Annotated in this window: 16 protein-coding genes and 1 pseudogene; 8 read left to right on the top strand and 9 right to left on the bottom strand. The window is 62.6% G+C overall.

The window, feature by feature from the left end; all coding sequences use genetic code 11:
• Genes ASF72_RS16235 through ASF72_RS16220 form a run of 4 tightly spaced genes read left to right on the top strand, consistent with a single transcriptional unit; the run spans position 1 to position 3,208 of the window.
• A complete protein-coding gene (locus ASF72_RS16235; protein WP_056600571.1) occupies positions 1-702 on the top strand; it encodes an amino acid ABC transporter permease in 702 nt (233 codons plus the stop codon).
• The gene (locus tag ASF72_RS16230; RefSeq protein ID WP_056600569.1) at positions 699-1,448 is read left to right on the top strand and encodes an amino acid ABC transporter ATP-binding protein; all 750 of its coding nucleotides are present in this window, start codon (positions 699-701) and stop codon (positions 1,446-1,448) included. The genes ASF72_RS16235 and ASF72_RS16230 overlap by 4 nt, the downstream gene beginning before the upstream one ends.
• On the top strand, positions 1,449-2,240 hold the full coding sequence (locus ASF72_RS16225) for a fumarylacetoacetate hydrolase family protein (protein ID WP_056600567.1): 792 nt from the start codon (positions 1,449-1,451) through the stop codon (positions 2,238-2,240).
• Positions 2,237-3,208, top strand: a complete 972-nt coding sequence (locus tag ASF72_RS16220; protein WP_056600565.1) for a DUF4862 family protein — start codon at positions 2,237-2,239, stop codon at positions 3,206-3,208. Before ASF72_RS16225 ends, ASF72_RS16220 begins: the two co-directional genes overlap by 4 nt.
• A gap of 1 nt (position 3,209) precedes the next feature.
• Here the strand turns inward: ASF72_RS16220 and ASF72_RS21230 are convergent, their stop codons facing one another.
• From ASF72_RS21230 to ASF72_RS16210, 3 genes are all read right to left on the bottom strand, one after another.
• Entirely contained in the window at positions 3,210-3,302 is a 93-nt protein-coding gene (locus ASF72_RS21230; RefSeq protein ID WP_327019598.1) for a BBE domain-containing protein, read from the bottom strand.
• Between the two features lie 133 nt (positions 3,303-3,435).
• Positions 3,436-3,825, bottom strand: a complete 390-nt coding sequence (locus tag ASF72_RS16215; RefSeq protein WP_056600563.1) for a VOC family protein — start codon at positions 3,823-3,825, stop codon at positions 3,436-3,438.
• An 84-nt stretch (positions 3,826-3,909) separates the two neighbouring features.
• Entirely contained in the window at positions 3,910-4,131 is a 222-nt protein-coding gene (locus tag ASF72_RS16210; RefSeq protein WP_056600561.1) for a hypothetical protein, read from the bottom strand.
• A gap of 58 nt (positions 4,132-4,189) precedes the next feature.
• Between ASF72_RS16210 and ASF72_RS16205 the strand changes: the two genes are divergently transcribed.
• Positions 4,190-5,380: a GAF domain-containing protein gene (locus ASF72_RS16205; RefSeq protein WP_235504750.1), complete on the top strand. Its 1,191-nt coding sequence runs from the start codon at positions 4,190-4,192 to the stop codon at positions 5,378-5,380.
• Positions 5,381-5,424: 44 nt separating this feature from the next.
• Here the strand turns inward: ASF72_RS16205 and ASF72_RS21100 are convergent, their stop codons facing one another.
• The 4 genes and pseudogenes from ASF72_RS21100 to ASF72_RS16190 form a co-directional block, all read right to left on the bottom strand.
• Positions 5,425-5,943 carry a tyrosine-type recombinase/integrase gene (locus ASF72_RS21100; RefSeq protein WP_268760282.1) on the bottom strand — a complete coding sequence of 173 codons (519 nt, stop codon included), beginning with the start codon at positions 5,941-5,943 and terminating at the stop codon, positions 5,425-5,427.
• Between the two features lie 320 nt (positions 5,944-6,263).
• Positions 6,264-6,392: pseudogene (locus tag ASF72_RS21285) on the bottom strand (hypothetical protein); the annotation flags it as partial.
• Positions 6,393-6,544: 152 nt separating this feature from the next.
• Positions 6,545-6,856, bottom strand: a complete 312-nt coding sequence (locus ASF72_RS16195) for a hypothetical protein (RefSeq protein WP_157371023.1) — start codon at positions 6,854-6,856, stop codon at positions 6,545-6,547.
• Between the two features lie 738 nt (positions 6,857-7,594).
• Positions 7,595-8,794 (bottom strand): HNH endonuclease, encoded by a 1,200-nt coding sequence (locus ASF72_RS16190; RefSeq protein WP_056600554.1) that lies wholly within the window; start codon positions 8,792-8,794, stop codon positions 7,595-7,597.
• Positions 8,795-9,214: 420 nt separating this feature from the next.
• On the opposite strand from ASF72_RS16190, the gene ASF72_RS16185 reads away from it, so the two are divergent.
• Positions 9,215-10,120 carry a phage major capsid protein gene (locus tag ASF72_RS16185; RefSeq protein WP_082484359.1) on the top strand — a complete coding sequence of 302 codons (906 nt, stop codon included), beginning with the start codon at positions 9,215-9,217 and terminating at the stop codon, positions 10,118-10,120.
• Positions 10,121-10,796: 676 nt separating this feature from the next.
• Complete coding sequence (locus ASF72_RS16175) at positions 10,797-11,315, top strand: glycerol-3-phosphate dehydrogenase/oxidase (RefSeq protein ID WP_056600548.1); 519 nt, start codon at positions 10,797-10,799, stop codon at positions 11,313-11,315.
• Here the strand turns inward: ASF72_RS16175 and ASF72_RS16170 are convergent.
• On the bottom strand, positions 11,312-12,433 hold the full coding sequence (locus tag ASF72_RS16170; RefSeq protein ID WP_157371022.1) for a hypothetical protein: 1,122 nt from the start codon (positions 12,431-12,433) through the stop codon (positions 11,312-11,314). The genes ASF72_RS16175 and ASF72_RS16170 overlap by 4 nt on opposite strands.
• Positions 12,434-13,021: 588 nt before the next feature.
• Complete coding sequence (locus ASF72_RS16165) at positions 13,022-13,612, bottom strand: helix-turn-helix domain-containing protein (protein WP_082484356.1); 591 nt, start codon at positions 13,610-13,612, stop codon at positions 13,022-13,024.
• A gap of 51 nt (positions 13,613-13,663) precedes the next feature.
• On the opposite strand from ASF72_RS16165, the gene ASF72_RS20415 reads away from it, so the two are divergent.
• Positions 13,664-13,894, top strand: coding sequence for a hypothetical protein (locus ASF72_RS20415; protein WP_157371021.1), 231 nt, complete (start codon positions 13,664-13,666; stop codon positions 13,892-13,894).
• The last annotated feature ends 284 nt before the right edge of the window (positions 13,895-14,178 follow it).

The following is a 14,178-nucleotide window of genomic DNA, read 5'->3' as shown; positions in this document are numbered from 1 at the left end:
ATGGACACCTACGAGCCCGGCTCTGTTGCAGCCGAATATTTCCCGATCTTCCTGGCCGGTGCCATGACCACCCTGGGAATTGTGGCCGCAGCCATCGTCTGTGCCACCGTCCTGGGCTACATCATCGCCACGCTGCGGCTCTCCAGGATCCGCGCCCTGCGGATCTTCGCCGCCGCGTATGTCTGGTTCTTCCGCGGCCTGCCGCTCATGCTGTCCCTGTTCTTCTTCTATTACACGAAGCCGTTCGGGCTGACCATGGACGCATTTACCGCAGGGCTGATCGCGATGAGCCTCAACTCGGCGTCGTTCTTTTCCGAAATCATCAGGGCCGGGCTCAAATCGGTGAACTCAGGGCACCTCGAAGCGGCGGACTCGGTAGGTATGAATCCGGTGCAGAAGTTTGTGCGGGTGACAGCGCCGGAGGGCATCCGCCTCATGACTCCGCCGTACATCAACAACTGCATCATCATGCTCAAGGAGTCGGCGCAGATCTCGGTGATCACCGTCCCGGACCTGATGCTGCAGGGGCAGAAGGCTTACAACTCCACGTACAACGTGATGGAAACCCTGGGGGTGGTAGCGGCCATGTACCTGGTCATGACCAGCCTGCTCATGGTGGTCCAGATCATTATCGAAAAGAAGATGGGCCGCAAAATGGGCACCACAAAACAACTCCGCGAAGCTGTTGGGAGCATGGCATGATCGGCATCACCGGACTCACCAAGAGCTACAACTCCCGCGAAGTACTCAAGGATGTGGACCTGCGCATCCTTCCGGGCGAGGTGGTGGCCATCATCGGCCCCAGCGGTGCCGGGAAGAGCACGCTGTTGCGCTGCATCAACATGCTGGAAGTGCCGGATTCCGGGCGGATCCACGTGGACGGCCGGCAGGTTTTCTACACCCCCAACGCCCGGGGCAAGCTCGGCGTGGTGGACCAGTTCCGGCTGACCTGGCTGCGCCGGGAGATCGCCATGGTGTTCCAGCAGTTCAATCTCTGGCCGCACCGGACCGTGCTGGACAACCTGCTGGAAGGCCCGGTGATCGCCAAACGGCAAAAACGTGCCGACGCCGTTCCGCGGGCGCTCGAAAAGCTCCGCTCGGTGGGCCTGGAGGACAAAGCGGACGCCTACCCGGCAGACCTGTCCGGCGGCCAGCAGCAGCGGGTGGCCATCTGCCGGGCGCTGATGATGGATCCCAAGGCCATCCTGTTTGACGAGCCCACATCCGCCCTGGATCCGGAACTGGTGAACGAGGTCCTGGACATCATGGCGAAGCTGGCGAAGACCGGCATGACCATGGTGATCGTGACGCACGAGATGAAGTTTGCCCGCGAGGTGGCGGACCGGGTGATCTTTATGGAGCACGGCGGCATTGTGGCGGAGGGCCCTCCGGATGAAGTGTTCCAGCACCCGCGGCTGCGTGTGTACGCATCCCACCTGAGCCACTGAATGCCGCGGTTTCCGTTCACTCACTCCGGCGCCGGTGCAGACGCACGCCCGTCCCTGTCCTGCGCGCTGCTGCCGGGAGTCCGCATCCCCGGGCAGCTGATCGGCATCGGCGAAAACTACTGGCCTGACCATGGTGCCGGTCAGCCGGCGCTCCCGGTGCCCGCCGGAGGCACAGCCCCGGACCGGCGGGCAGCGGGGCGCATCCCCCTGGTGTTTGGCAAATTCGCCGGCAGCCTGGCTGCTGACGGCGAGCCAATCATCCTCAACCCGGCACGTGCCGGAACGGTGGTGTGCGAAGGCGAGCTCGCCGTCGTGATGGGACGTGTCCTCAAGGACGCCGCCACTCCGGAAGAGGCACTCGCCGCCGTTGCAGGGGTGACGGTGGCCAACGACGTGTCGGCGCGGGACCTGCAGGCGGCGGACGTCCAGTCCACACGCGGCAAAAGCATGGACACGTTCTGCCCGCTGGGGCCGGAGCTGGTGACCCTTGATGAGGTCCCGGACCTTCAGGCTCTCCGCATCGTCACCACAATCAACGGCTCCATGGTCCAGGATTCCGCCACGTCCCGCATGGTGTTCACCGTGGCGGAACTGCTGATGTTTTGCTCCCGGTTCATGACCCTCTACCCCGGCGACGTGATCCTCACGGGCACGCCCTGGGCCGCTGACGAATCCGGCCTCGAACTGCGCCCGGGAGTTACAGTTTCGGTGGACATTGAAGGGGTGGGGACCCTGACCAACCCGGTGGCTGCGGTGGACTCCCCCGCCGGGCACGTGCTGGCGCCGGCTTGATCGTCAGCAGTTACGCAGCGGCTCCCGCCCTGGACGGCTGGGATCCGGAGCAGGAGGCGGCGTTCCTGGCCGCAGCGGCATCGCTGCCGCACGTCTCAGGGCTGGAGATTCCGCTATATGCCACGGGAGAGCTGCACAAGTACGACGGCGACTGGTTCCTGAAGCAGTTACGGTACCTTCCCGACCATCTCACCTACGTGGTGACCACCATTCCGGACACCATGGACCGGCTGGCCCGTTCCTCTGACTTCGGACTCGCCTCCACAACAGAGGCGGGACGACAGGCGGCCATCGGACGCGCGGCGGTCGCGGCGGAAGCCGTCCGCACCTTGAACGATGCGCTGGACCGCCGTGCGGTCCGCGCCGTACACCTGTTCAGCGCTCCACGCCTGGGCGCCGGTGTTCCGGGCGCTTCCCCGGGCGTGAAGGAGCTGACCGAATCATTGCGGCAGGCTGCAGGGTTCCGTTGGGATGGTGCCCGGATCGTCCTGGAACATTGCGATGCGGCCGGCCCGTCCCACGCGCCTGTGAAGGGGTTCCTGCGTTTTGAGCAGGAGGTTGAGGCTGTCCTTGCCGCCGGCACCGGTGCGGGGATTGCTGTGAACTGGGCACGCTCAACGATTGAGGACCGGGACCCGGGTGCGCCTGTCCGGCACGTGGAACTTGCCTCAGCTGAAGGCATCCTGGCTGGCGTGGTCCTGTCCGGGTGTTCCTCGCAGGCGACAGATTTTGGAGCGGCGTGGGATGACTCGCACCTGCCGCCGGCTCCGGTGGAGCCTGCATCGGTGCTGACGCCCCAGCGCATCCGCACCTTGGCCGCGGCGGTAGACGCCGGCCTGAACGTCACGGGGCCGGAACCATACCGGGGGCTGAAGATCTCCGCACCGCAGGGATCCTCCATGTCGGAGCGTGTGGCGCTCCTGGAAGAGTCGATCGACGCAGTCCGGAGGGCTGGTTTCTGTCGCTGACTTAGCCGGCAGTGGGCGGGATGTTGCGGTTTATACGGAACAGGTTGTCCGGGTCGAAGCGGTTCTTCAGGGCCTTCCGCGCGAAGGCACTCAGTTGCCCGTCGTCCGCCGAGTCCTGCCAGAACCCGTAGACGTTCAGCCAGTACTTCGACGACCCGACTCTGACCGGGGTGGGCGTGGACGCGGAGTACGTGGCGTCGCACCGGGCCGGCCGGTTTTCCTAGCGTTTACGGGCTTGGTAAGGGCTCGAGCCGCCGGCGGAGCAGGCAGAACTCGTTGCCTTCGGGGTCGGCGAGGACGTGCCATTGCTCGTCTCCGGACTGCCCTACGTCGGCCGGCCGGGCGCCGAGGGCCAGCAGGCGTTCCAGCTCGGCGGCCTGGTCCCGGTCGATGGGGTTGACGTCGATGTGCAGCGGCAGCCGCCCGGTCCGCGGGTTGGTGCTGGGGCTCAGGATGATGGTGGGCTGCAGGCCGCCGAACCCGACCTCGGGCGGGCCGATCTCGATGGAACCGTCCTCCCGGTCGAGTTCCACATAGCCAAGGACCCCGCACCAGAACTTCGAGAGCAGTTCCGGGTCGGCACAGTTGAGGACCAGTTCGCTGATGCGGGAGACCATGCTGCCAAGTGTACTGACGACGACGGATGGCTGGCTGTGTTGGTTGACTGCCGGCAGCTTCCAGTCCAGTGTGTGGCTGCCGCATCAGGCGAGGTCGACCAGCGGTACCTCGACGGCGGTTCCGATGCCGACGCCGACGAACGTGCGCCGCCTGCCGAGGATGTGGGTGGCGGTTGTTACGTCCACGGCCATGAATACCGCAACGGACGCCGCCGGCGAGTAGGACACTGTTTTTGACGACGGCCTGAGGTTTTCGGACCCGGCGAAGTACTCGCGTGCCCTGCGCCGCGCCCACGAACTGGTCATCTCCGGCGTCCCGCGCCCGGATATCCAGAGCGACCTGGCGGATTCGTGGCGCCGTTCCATGGCCCTGGGCATCAGCCCGGACCAGCACAGCCCGCGGCACCTGCACGAGGTCTCTGACGTCCTAGAGCTGCGGCGGGAGCACCGCCTCCAACAGGTCATGCCGGCCCTCCACGACCTGCTGGCCGACGATTCCAGTTCCGGCCGGCACCTGCTGGTGCTGACCGACGCCCGCGGCGAGATCCTGTGGCGGGTAGGCAGCCCGGAGGAGCTGCGGCGCGCGGACCGGCTGGAGTTCTCCGAAGGCGCCGACTGGTCCGAGGCAGGCATCGGCACCAACGCCATCAGCGAGGCGCTGGTCACAGGCCGGCCGGTGCAGCTGTTCTCCGCCGAGCACCTGGTCCGCACCCACCATGAGTGGGCCTGCACGGCGGCGCCCATCACGGACTCGGCCACGGGTGAGCTGCTGGGCGTGCTCGACGTCTCCGGACCGCTGGACACCATCAGCGCGGTCACGCTGCGGATGGTGCGCTGCGCGGTCCGGGTGGCGGAGGCGCCGTTGGGAGCGCCCGACGGCGGGACGCCCTTGGGTGGATTGTCTCCCGGTCGGGCGTCCCGGCAGGCCGTCCGCCGGCCGGTCGCGACCGTCGAGTCCTTGGAGCTGCTCGGGGACAAGCCTGCCGCAGTGCTTGCTGACGGCAGCCGGGTGCCACTGACACTGCGCCGGGCGGAAATCCTGGCTCTGCTAGATTCGCGCAGCCAGGGATGGTCCGCCGAGGAACTGGCCTACGAGCTGTATGGCGATGCGGGCACTCCGCAGGCCATCTGGACGGAGATGTTCCGGTCGGTCCATGCTGGGCGATACACGGTGGAGTCGAACACTTACTGGTTCACGGCGGGCCTTGTTGGCCGGTCTGGTTCGGGGCGGGTGCTGTGGCTGCTGCATGAAGGGCACGTGGCTGACACGCTGGGGGCGTATCGGGCTTCGCTGCTCAGCCGCTCGGGGACCCTGGCCGTGCAGCTCCTCCGGGACCAGCTGGATCTCGCTGTCGGATCGACTGTGCGGTCCAGCTACGAGGCCGGGCTCCTCTTCGAGTGGCTGTCCACGGACACGGGCGCCGCGGACTTTGAGGCAGTCGAGGCACTGGACCGGCTGGTGGGTCGCGGCGATGCGCGGTATCGGTATCTGTCGTTCCGGGCTTCGTCCACTCTCGGCAACATGGGTTCAAATCCCACCGTCACCGCCACGTAGAGAGGCCCTGCTTTCCTTTGTTCATAAGGGAAGCAGGGCCTTTCTCATTGCTCAAATGAGTGGATTGCCCACATCTTGCCCAGACTCGCAATAGAGACAGCGTGATCCAGCGCGTCCGAAACGGCGTCCAGGTCCCCGTCGAACAGGTCCGCGTAAACGTCTAGCGTCATGGCAGCGGAACTGTGGCCCAGCATCTTCTGCACTGCTTTGACGTTTGCGCCGGCAGACACGGCGAAGCTGGCCGCCGAATGCCTCAGGTCGTGCGGGGTGATGCGCGGGACGCCAGCGCGCTTCACAGCACCGGCAAACCAGCTCATATTGTCCTCGTGCACCCTCGCCAGCCGCAGGTGATGCCCGTTCTCTCCAGGAAATACGAGATCGTCCCGGTCTTTACCCTCGCACTGCCGCGCCAGCTGTTCTCCGAGGAACCGTGGGAAGGGCACCGTCCGCTTCTTGTGATTCTTAGGAGTGCCGAACCAACTTGTACGGCGTTTTCTTCGATCAGGAACCGCCGCCGCAGCATGTCCAGATGCTTCACCCGCAGGCCCGTCACCTCGCCCCACCGGAGACCGCAGTAGGCCAACACCAACACGAGTGCTGGGTACTTACTCGCAGCTGCCAAGGCATGCACTTGCTCATGGCTCAGGTACACGTGGGGTTTCTTCACTTTGCTCGGCAGGCTGACGCCGCGAGCGGGGTTGCTCATGGTTCGACGATCACTCACGGCGTCGTCAAGGATCGCGGTAAGCACGCCGTAGGAGCGAATAACCAGCGTGGCCTCCGTAGGCTTACGCTCTGGTGTCGCCGCAGGATCGCCCTGGGACAATTCGGAGACCCATTGCTGCACCGCAGTTTTACGCACGTCTGCCACGGAGACATGGCCCCACGCTGGCAGCACGTGGTTCCGCCAGGCTGATTCAACGGGTCGGTAAGCGGACGGTTTCAGGTGGGTTTGCCGCCCCAGCCATTCCGCTCCTAGCGGCCCAAATTGTGACTCTAGCGGCGGTAGCATCTACAAACTCACCGCGAGCCTTGGAAACCTCCACAGAGGCCAGGAAGAGCTCAGCGCCGCGCTTGGTCTTGAAGCCTCGCTTGTCCGTTTGAGTTCGGTCAGGTTTCCGATAACGGACCCGGTAACGAGGACCAGCCTTCGTTTGATACCTCTCAACTGTCGCCACGGCTGTCCCCGGTTTTGGTGTTCCACCACTGGTCGAACTCCCCTATCGGCACCGCTCCCCGGCCAATGCTCATGGTGAGGCTGCGGACTTCAAGCCACGCCGGCAAAGACGCGGCCTGGAACCGCCGGGTGTCGTCGTCGTCCAGAGGTCTCTCACCGATCGCCCACTGCCACAACTCGTCGTTGCGGACTTCGCCGTTGCCAAACTCTGAGGATGCGTCCCCCTGATTACCGTGTGGAAGCAAGAGGGCTAACGGTGAAGCTCTGAGCACCAAAGCCAGCGCCATGAGATCGTCCACGTCCGCACGTCGCTCCCCCGCCTCGATACGACGCAGCCCCAAGGGCGGAATGGGTGGGGTCCTTCCAGGGCTATGAGGAGTCCACAGCCACAGGAATGCTCCGCAGTGGCAGCCATCCGGTGGCCGTGCTCAAGACGCTCCAGGCCCGTAGGGACGGGCGATGAAACAGGAAGCTGACCGACGGCAGGACCTCGGCCTGTCCTTGCTGCCCTTGGAGCCGGAGCCACACCGATGCGAAAACGGGTGGCTGCCTGACGTCGACGGGTGTGCCATGCCATGTCTCAAGTGCAAGAGCCACCTGCACCTTGTCCGGTCCAGGGACGGGCGGGCGTCCTGGTGGATCGATCGATGAGCTCTTCGGCTGTGGCCTGTGTTGGCACAAGTGAATCACCTGCTTTTGACTCAGTTGTGCCACGTCCAAGCACGGCTCGTTCGGGGCGCGGGCCGCCCCATCCCCGTCGGACAACATACCAATTGGCGAAAACGCCGAAGCAACCAAAAACGGAAAGGTTTAGAACATGAGCAAGGAAACGACCGCACGGCTCGAAGCTATCGCGGTAACACGGGCGCTTTCATTGGGCGCTGGCTAGGACGCCCGTGTCATGCTGACCGAGACGGAGGACCCGACAGAGCTTGCACATGCGGCGTGCAGCCTCGCCGCGTCGCTGCTGCACACGCTCGTGCCCGGTAAGGGCAGGTAATCCTAGACCGTCTCACCCAGGCGGCAGTGGTAGAAGGCTAGGCAGTTCCTGGTTGTTTCGCCATCCAGTCCGTCCAGACCTTCGCCAGGGCGTCGTCGTGGGGTAGTCGCAGTAGGTGGGACAGGTCGGCACGGATGATGGCCAGGTCGTCCAGTGCCGGCCCGTCGGCCTTGGCATGGAGATTCAGGTCGGTGTCGACGCACCAGTACTTGCGGTCGAAGGCGAGGTGGTGATTCGCGCAAAGGGGCAAGCCATTGCGCGCATCATCGCTGCCGCCGTCCTTTTTTGGCACTAGGTGGGCGGCCTGGACGAGGCCTGTCACTGCCAGGCCGCAGACCGCGCATTCGCTTCCGTATCGCTTGTAGACATCGAACGCGAACCGGACCTGGTTGGGACGGTTCTTGCGCAAGCTGTAGGTTTCAGGTGTTTCGTCGTCGGTGAGTTGGAAGGCGGCCTCCAATTCTTCTTTCGTCGGCGGCGGGGGCAGTTCTCCATCAGTGAAGGTTATTAGCAGAACCTTCTGGGTGTCGTCCATGTCCTCGATGTAGCCCCGGTGGACCGTGCGGGTGCTCTGGGGTGATCCGGTGGTGATGAAAAATACTGGAAGGCCGAGAGCGAAGGCGGCTTTGGCCGCGTTGACTTCGGATTCGTCGTGTCGTCCCTTGCGGGCGGTCTTTGGGTAATGGTAGATGGCCCCTGTTGGGGTCACTTCGTCGTCGTAGTGCTTGCCTGTGTTCAGGAAGGAGACGGCAACGCCATCGGGTGTTGCTGGTGTCCTGGTCATTGCTGGAACACAGAATCCTGGCTGTCCCTCGAAGATTCCCAGTGTATTCAGCAGGCCGCGTTCGACGTTTGTCGGTCCGCCGTTGTTCAAGAGTGCTTGCCACATCTCTTGCCGGCGCTCGAGTTCCTGTTGCCGGTCGTATCCGTCCAGAGTCAGTGCGCTGGCCGCGGCCCATCCTTGCGGGCTAAGAGTCCAGACGTCTTCGCCGGTGTGCTTTTCGAGAAGTTCGTCCTCGGACATCCGCGCGTGCTCAGTGCCGAGGCGGGACCACCATTTGGTCTCGGCCGGTCGGGACGGGAAGCTCTCTTTGTCCCCGGCTGTCCACAAGTGCCCGTAAATGTCGTTCACGCGGTTCTTGGCCTCAGTTGCGCCAAGTGATCCGGACGCTGCTGATGCAAGAACGGACAAAATGCGTTTCCGCAACACCTGGTGCGGGGTGAGCTTGGGGGCCATAGCCTTATCATGCCCTGCCGGTCGGACATCTTCACCCTCTAAACGGGGGCGGGCGTGTTACTTGTTAGTGGTCGTTGACCACGTTAATCTTGCGTCAGCGCAAGCGATGCACCACCGGCAGGTTAAGGATGAGGGGTATAGCGGCCTAAGTTTGAGGGCCTTCCGGACGATGGATGCGCAGCGTGAGGGATACGGCCAACGGTCATACCGGAATCTTCCGGGTCAGACCGCCCGTCTATAGGTCCCGCCGTGGAATGTGTGCCCACCAGCGGCACCGGTAAAGGGTTAAGGATGACGCGGAAGCGTAAGTCTGAGGGCCTCTTGAGCCGGGACGCCGTCCGTAGGAGCCCGCCCGGTGTCCCCTCATCCACTTGAGTGCGCCTAGTTTCGGCGTACCTTCCTGCCCTGGAGGGCAATCCCATGAGCACACAACGTATGGAAATGTGGCGCGGAATCGCTACCGCAGCTGCACAAGACGCACGAACGATTGCGGAAAAGGCTACCGCTGCCGGCCGCAATCTCACGGCAGAGGAAAAGGCGGCCTACGACCGGCACATGACCAAGGGGCGTGAAGCCCTTGAGGAATTCAAACGCGCGAAGTCTGACGACGAGATTCGTGCGCAAGTAAAAACGCTGGCGGCCGAAATCGGGGAACCGGTCAACGTCTCCGCCGATGGTCACCGTTCCGGCGGGCGCGGACGGGGGTCCTGGGCCAAGGCAGCCGCGGACCGCATGGCAAAGACCATGACAACGGAAATTGACGGGCAGAAGTCGCTCATTACGGGCAGCATTGGCGTGCCGGCCCCCATCGAGACCGACATCATCACCATGTCCGAGGCTCCGCGGTCCCTCCTGGAACTGATCCCGGCCAAGGGCCTCACCGGAGGATACGGCACCGGCAACAGCTTCAGCTTCCTGCGGCAGACAGTCCGGACCAACAACGCGGCCCCCGTCGCGGACGGGACGCTCAAACCGACGTCGGTGTACTCGCTGGCCGAAGTTGAGGACCGGGTTCGGGTTATCGCCCACCTTTCGGAGCCGGTCCCGGAGCGGTACTTCGCGGACCATGCCAACCTTCAGGACTTCCTGCGCACGGAGATGGAAGCCGGCCTTTACTCGGCACTGGAAAACCAGGTCATACACGGCGACGGAACTGGGGAAAACCTGACCGGCCTGCTCAACACGTCCGGGATCATTGTCCAAGCGTTCGCCACGGACGCGCTGACCTCCATCCGTAAGGCCATGACAAGCCTGGAGGTCTACGGCATCACGCCGACGGCGTTGGTACGGGATGGATGGGAGCGGAGCCACCCATTCCGGCGATGATGCCCCCAGCGCCCACGCATGAAGCCCGGCCTTCCCTACGGGAGACCGGGCTTCATTCTTGCGCGCCTCCGGCCGTGGTTGCCAAATCTTCGCATGTAGGTGGTTGGACCACTGGGAACCCAGGGGCCGAGGCGGGCACGTCCGCCTCCTACGAAAGAAGGTAATAAGCCATGTCCGAGCTACTCACCGAGCTTCTCAAATGGCTCGTCGTCCTGGCACACCTGGCGATGAGGCGGTGCGCTGCGGCGGTCATCCTCGCCCTTCCTGGCGCGTGGCAGAAAGTCCAAGGAATCGTGCCGCCTGAGCAGCTGGCCGTCTTCAGCGTGCTGATCTGCCTGTGGGCGGTCCCGGCACCGTCTACAGCAAGCGCGTGGCAGACAGGACCAAGGCCGGGAAAGCGACCAAAGTCTCAGCATGCGCCGTCCTCCGGGTACTGACGTGGCTAAGCAGGCACCTGGGCGGGTAGGGGCGTCTGAATCGCTGGAAGAAGTGGGGCGGCCCCCTGTTGCCGGCAGTGATCCATCTCCCCCCGGGGACTGGAGGGGGTCGCGCCCGAGGGGGGCTACCCGTCTAGGAATTGTGGACGTCCTACCGCTTTGTTGAATAGGCCTGCGATTCAAGACGCCGGCTCAAGCCGCGGGGACAACGGATAGCTGCTGACCAGTAGCATGACCAAGTGACTGACTTGAGTACATTCCTGCCCCCACTGGTCGGCAGCGCACTTGGCGGCGCTTTCGTGGCTGGAGGCTTCGGTATCTATAGCAACTGGACCGCTAAAAGACACGAGCACGAAAAGTGGCTTCGCGACCAGAGGATGGAGGCCTACCAACATTTCGCGGATATGCAGGGCGTCTTGGTGTACGCCTTGACAGCCGACTGGGCCGGTGAAGGTTCACGGGAGGACGTGGTCAAGGCTTTTGGGACCGCACAGGGCACTTTGGACATTGTGGCACCTGGCAACGTGCGCAAAAGTGCAACGGCCCTAAGTGAGTGTACGAGTAACGCTGCCCAGGAATACCTCTTCGGCTCGCTCAAGCGTGATGAGGACAGACTGCTGGCTTTCATTTCCGAGAGCAAGAAACTTGCGGAGGCGTTTATTCAAGTGGCGCGGAAGGACCTTGGTATTGACTCAGAGGATTACTCGGTCAGTGGCAGCGACCTTGATGATCGCGGCGAGGACAGACCTCAGGCTTAGGATCTGCCGTTATCGTCGGGCTCGTCTTCGTCGTCTTCGGAAGGGTGAGGCATGCGCTCCAAAGCAGCTATCGTCCAGTCATTGCCCTCATGCTCGGCCCTGCGCGCCTCGTCCACATGACGAATCCAAGCCTCGTCATTTACGGCCCTAAGTGCTGTTCGCGGCGGAGCAGGAGTCTCTACGGCGGGGCTGGCTTCTTCTTCCACGACGTCATCAAACGGGAGCGCAAGTTGCCTCCCAGCCGGAATGTGTCTCAATACCTCCACAATCGAGTAATCGTTGCGGAGGTTACCATCCGGAGTGCGGCGCTGCGTGGTCTTCATCTGGACCTTGAGAATGTCACCTTTGCCAAAACGTTCTTCGTTATTCTCGACCTTTGTGAGGAACGCGGTGTCTTCAATAGCGGCCCACATAACGCGACTACCGTCGCTGACTTTCCATTTGTTGTTGTCCTGGAACGCGATACTCACCGGCTGAATAGCCATCTCGCTGACCGTTTCGTTGATGATCTCTGACTCCAGTTGTGGGAGCTCGAAAGCATCAAGGTCCGTGTTCTGGACGGTCGCTTTTGATCGCCGGGAATCGAAAACAAAGGACGTGATCCCCTCCTTAGTGAGCGGCTCTACGACGTCCTTAAGGTGACGCCGGGCGTCGAGGTCCCGGATGAGAGATTCCGAGATCATTGGAACCTCAATCACCGTTCCGTCGGTAAAAGTGATTTTGGACATTCCAGGGGCTGCGCCCTGTTCACGCTTCTTAATTTTGCGTCGTTGATTGCTGGTCACCAACAGCAGGACAGCGCCCGAGACAGCGGCCACTATGTCATGCGCGTTCAAGGCCGCTGTTACCTCGCGCGAGTTGAAAAGCTCGAGGGCTTGCTTCACCAGATTGGGAACGTCAGCCATGATGATCAGGTCCACAATGAACGAGCCCTCATGGGTGGCGCTTATGTGGACCGCTGGCCTGTTGGACTCGGGCTGGGTTAGCTCCTGGGTCCGCTCGATGAGATCCCCAAGCGCCAGAAGCGCCGGGGCCAGGTCCTTGACGTTCATGCGTCCTGCGCGAAGTGCGGGTCCGTCATAGGTTATGACGAAGACTTCCTCGTCTACTTTTCGCATGGTTCCTCCGGAGTTGCCTGAGCTCAGCCTATGACAAAGCCACGACTACGTGGACCACGCTTGGACTTCGACGCGCGCCGCCGCGACAAGAAATGGTAACGACTAGCCGACGCCCCCTTGTCCTTCCGTGTATTCCGCCCACATCTTGCCCACACTTTGCCCACATGAGGAGTTATTCACCGTGATGTGAAGTGACGAAATTTCCCGAAATCTAGGGATTGCCTATTTCAAGGAAGGGGCAGGAGAGGTTTCAAATCCCACCGTCACCGCTGATGAGAAAGGCTCTGCTTCCCTTGTAAACAAAGGGAAGCAGAGCCTTTTGCTTTGCCTGGGGTTGCCTCGTTGGCAAAGAATTGGCAAACTCTGCTGACGTGCCTCTGCCTGCCGACAGCTTTTCCCGCCGACCTGATGAGTTTTTAGGTCTGCTGGAGCGGCAGCAGTTCCCGGGTCTCGTCGACGGCGGCGAAGAACAGTTCCTCTGGCCTCATCGTTCGCTTCGTACCTGACGAGTGCTCCGATTCGGGTCATCATCCGCTACGCGCCATATCGAAAGATTGACACACCCGCACGAAGCGAACGGCATCGCATCTAGGCTTCGATGTCCAGGCCGTCGCCGAGTTCGTTTTGGAGCCAGTCGCGAACCTCACGGACAGTCCTGTCGTCTGCGCGCACCAACAGGGATACCACGAACCCCAGGTCAGCTGCACGACTCGCCGAGGGCGCCTCGTGGACCGACCTCAAGAAGTCGAGACCTTTCGGCCGCCCCGCTGCGCCGCGCGGAGAACTAACCCTACTGCGCCGCGCTTCGCGAATACGGCTCTTGAACTCAACTAGCACCGGCTCGTCATTGAGCGGATCCATGAGAATCAAGTCCGGCCGGTCCCCGCCCGGCTGGAGATATCCCACAGCGCCGTCCGCATCGTACGCATCCAGAAAGCCGCGCATCTGCCCGAGGGCGGGGGTGCGCCTGCCAAGCTCGATGAGGCGCAAATACTCAGCGGACACTCCAAGTGTCGCCGCCGCATCCGTGCGGGCCAGACCACCATGCTCGCGCAGCCTCGCTAACAACGCCCCGAACCGGCGGTTATCCGTGGACATGCCTGGACCAACCTCCATGTCGAAATACGTTGGATCCTCATGCGGTGGCCTCTCTGCCAAGTTCTGTTCGACTCCATCCATGCCCCAAGCATACTCCAACAACTCCAGTTGTTGCCCGCAGTTGTGCAGGAGTTGGAAATTGAAGTAAAGTCCAACTACTGCCAACAAGTGCAGCCAACTATTGGAGCGGTGAACATGGAAAACAACGCTAATTACGAGACGGTTATCAGCGGGGTGCGTCAACTCTTCACCTTGATGGCCCGAACCAATACCGACAAGATCGAGGTCCGGATCGCCAAGGAGATCTTTCGCTGGTCGTCAGTAGTTGCCGGGGCGGCTGTCGTCGCGGTGGCCGTCCTGTGAGCCGCGGCCTCGGCAGGAAGTACCGACGGAGTCGCGATGCATGGCGACGGGCATCACAACCCGCTAGTATCCGGATTTTGGATACTAGCGCCCACCGCCAAGGCGTCGCCGGCAGGTCGTTCGTGCAGTCCGAGATAAAGCCGCTTCCGACCCTACGAATGACAGCTGTATTCAATTCTTCATTTCTTCCGTGAGTCGCGAGGCATTTATGGAAATCCGGTGGAGAATCTGATCGAAAGGAGCAAACATTGCCCACGAAAGTTCAGGTTCAGTTCAATCCGCTC

It is taken from the genome of Arthrobacter sp. Leaf141, from assembly GCF_001424565.1.
Classification (GTDB): Bacteria; Actinomycetota; Actinomycetes; order Actinomycetales; family Micrococcaceae; genus Arthrobacter.
This window is presented reverse-complemented; position numbering and strand designations above follow the sequence as displayed.

Excerpts from the sequence above, each read along its gene's own strand:
- ASF72_RS16235 (WP_056600571.1), top strand. The coding sequence starts at position 1 with ATGGACACCTACGAGCCCGGCTCTGTTGCAGCCGAATATTTCCCGATC.
- ASF72_RS16230 (WP_056600569.1), top strand. The coding sequence starts at position 699 with ATGATCGGCATCACCGGACTCACCAAGAGCTACAACTCCCGCGAAGTA.
- ASF72_RS16225 (WP_056600567.1), top strand. The coding sequence starts at position 1,449 with ATGCCGCGGTTTCCGTTCACTCACTCCGGCGCCGGTGCAGACGCACGC.
- ASF72_RS16215 (WP_056600563.1), bottom strand. The coding sequence starts at position 3,825 with ATGGTCTCCCGCATCAGCGAACTGGTCCTCAACTGTGCCGACCCGGAA.
- ASF72_RS16210 (WP_056600561.1), bottom strand. The coding sequence starts at position 4,131 with ATGACCAGTTCGTGGGCGCGGCGCAGGGCACGCGAGTACTTCGCCGGG.
- ASF72_RS16205 (WP_235504750.1), top strand. The coding sequence starts at position 4,190 with ATGGCCCTGGGCATCAGCCCGGACCAGCACAGCCCGCGGCACCTGCAC.
- ASF72_RS16190 (WP_056600554.1), bottom strand. The coding sequence starts at position 8,794 with ATGGCCCCCAAGCTCACCCCGCACCAGGTGTTGCGGAAACGCATTTTG.
- ASF72_RS16185 (WP_082484359.1), top strand. The coding sequence starts at position 9,215 with ATGAGCACACAACGTATGGAAATGTGGCGCGGAATCGCTACCGCAGCT.
- ASF72_RS16170 (WP_157371022.1), bottom strand. The coding sequence starts at position 12,433 with ATGCGAAAAGTAGACGAGGAAGTCTTCGTCATAACCTATGACGGACCC.
- ASF72_RS16165 (WP_082484356.1), bottom strand. The coding sequence starts at position 13,612 with ATGGATGGAGTCGAACAGAACTTGGCAGAGAGGCCACCGCATGAGGAT.